This window comes from Streptomyces sp. AcH 505, assembly GCF_000818175.1.
In the GTDB taxonomy this organism is placed as follows: Bacteria; Actinomycetota; Actinomycetes; order Streptomycetales; family Streptomycetaceae; genus Streptomyces.
Genome location: NZ_JTIY01000001.1, coordinates 803,180 through 804,712, shown reverse-complemented (window position 1 = coordinate 804,712; position 1,533 = coordinate 803,180). Strand labels below are relative to the sequence as shown.

General features: G+C 74.9%; 1 pseudogene. It reads left to right on the top strand.

Going from position 1 to position 1,533, the window contains the following annotated elements:
• Positions 1-1,533, top strand: a pseudogene (locus tag HY68_RS44710) (ATP-binding protein); the annotation flags it as partial.

The following is a 1,533-nucleotide window of genomic DNA, read 5'->3' as shown; positions in this document are numbered from 1 at the left end:
GACGAACACGACCGGCTGATACGGCTGCTGGGCCGCGGCCGTTCCATACGGCTGTGCGGAGCCGCCGGATCAGGCCGCACCGCGCTGCTGGACGCCGTCGCCGCCGACTGCGCCGAGACGGCGCCCGACGGGGTCATCCGGCTCTCCGGCTACCGCCGTACCTCCGTCGAACTGCTCCACGAACTCCACAACGCCGTCTACGAGTCCGAGCTGGTCCGGCCCGACCGCCCCGAACTGCTCGACCGCGTCCGGGGCATCGGGGCCGTCGTCATCGTCGACGACCTCGAATTCGGCGGCGCCTCACTCGACGAACTGCTCGGCGCGACCCCCGAATGCGCGTACCTGCTCGCCGTGACACCCGAGGTGAGCGCCGCTTCGGCGGAGACGGCGGTCGAGGAGATCTTCCTCGGCGGCCTCGGCCGCGGCTCGTCGCTGGAACTCCTGGAGCGCGCCGTCGAACGGCCGCTCACCGACGAGGAGGCCAACTGGGCGGGCGACCTCTGGTTCGAGTCCGAGGGACTGCCGCTGCGCTTCGTCCAGGCCGGCGCGCTGCTGCGCCAGCGCGACCAACTGCGCCGCGATCCGCAGATCTTCGACGAGTTCGAGCCGTTCGCGAAGCCGTCCGGCGACCACGGTCAGGAGACGACGTCCGGCAGCGCCTTCGACCCGGCGTTCGACGCCACGACCGACAGCGGCGAGGGGTACGACATCCCGCTGCCCAGCGTCGGTGAGGGCGCGGCCCCCGCCGACCTGCTCGCCTCCCGGCTCAGCGACTCCGCCCGCGCGACGCTGCGCTTCGCCGTGGCGCTCGGCGGCGAGGTGCCCCACCAGGCACATCTGCCGGCTCTGGTGGGGGACACCCACGCGGACGCCGCCCTCGGCGAGCTGATGAGCAGCGGACTGCTCTCCCCGGTCGGCTCGCGCTACCGGCTCGCGCCCGGCGTCGCCCTCCAGCTCACCGCGAAGGGCTACGGCGACGACGCCGAGGCCCAGGCGCACACCGCCGCCCAGCACTACGCCTGGTGGGTGGGGCACCCCTCCGTCACCCCCGAACGCGCGGCGGCCGAGGCGGACGCCGTCCTCGCCGCGATGGCCCAACTCGTCCCGGAACAGGGGCAGGGCAAGCCCACGGCGGCCGGACACCCCAGCGCCGCCGTCCTGTTGGCCCGCAGCGCCGCCCCCGCCTTCCTGGCGGGCCTGCACTGGGGCGCCTGGGAACGGGCGCTGCGCACCGGCCAGGAAGCCGCGAGGATCGCCGGAGAGGTCGCCGAAGAGGCGTACTTCCACCACGAGTTGGGTGTGCTCGCGCTCTGCCAGGGCAACCTCGACCGGGCCCGCGCCGAGCTGGAGGCGTCGATCGCGATGCGCGGCGCCGTCGCCGACAAGAGCGGAACGGTCGCCGGACGCCGTGCGCTGGCCCTGGTCACCGACCGGGAGAACAGCCTGACGGGGGCCGCCCCCGCGAGCGGTCCCACGGCGCCCGTCACCCCGGCGGTCGCCGCGGCCCTGCCGGCCCCCGGCCTGCCCGCACTG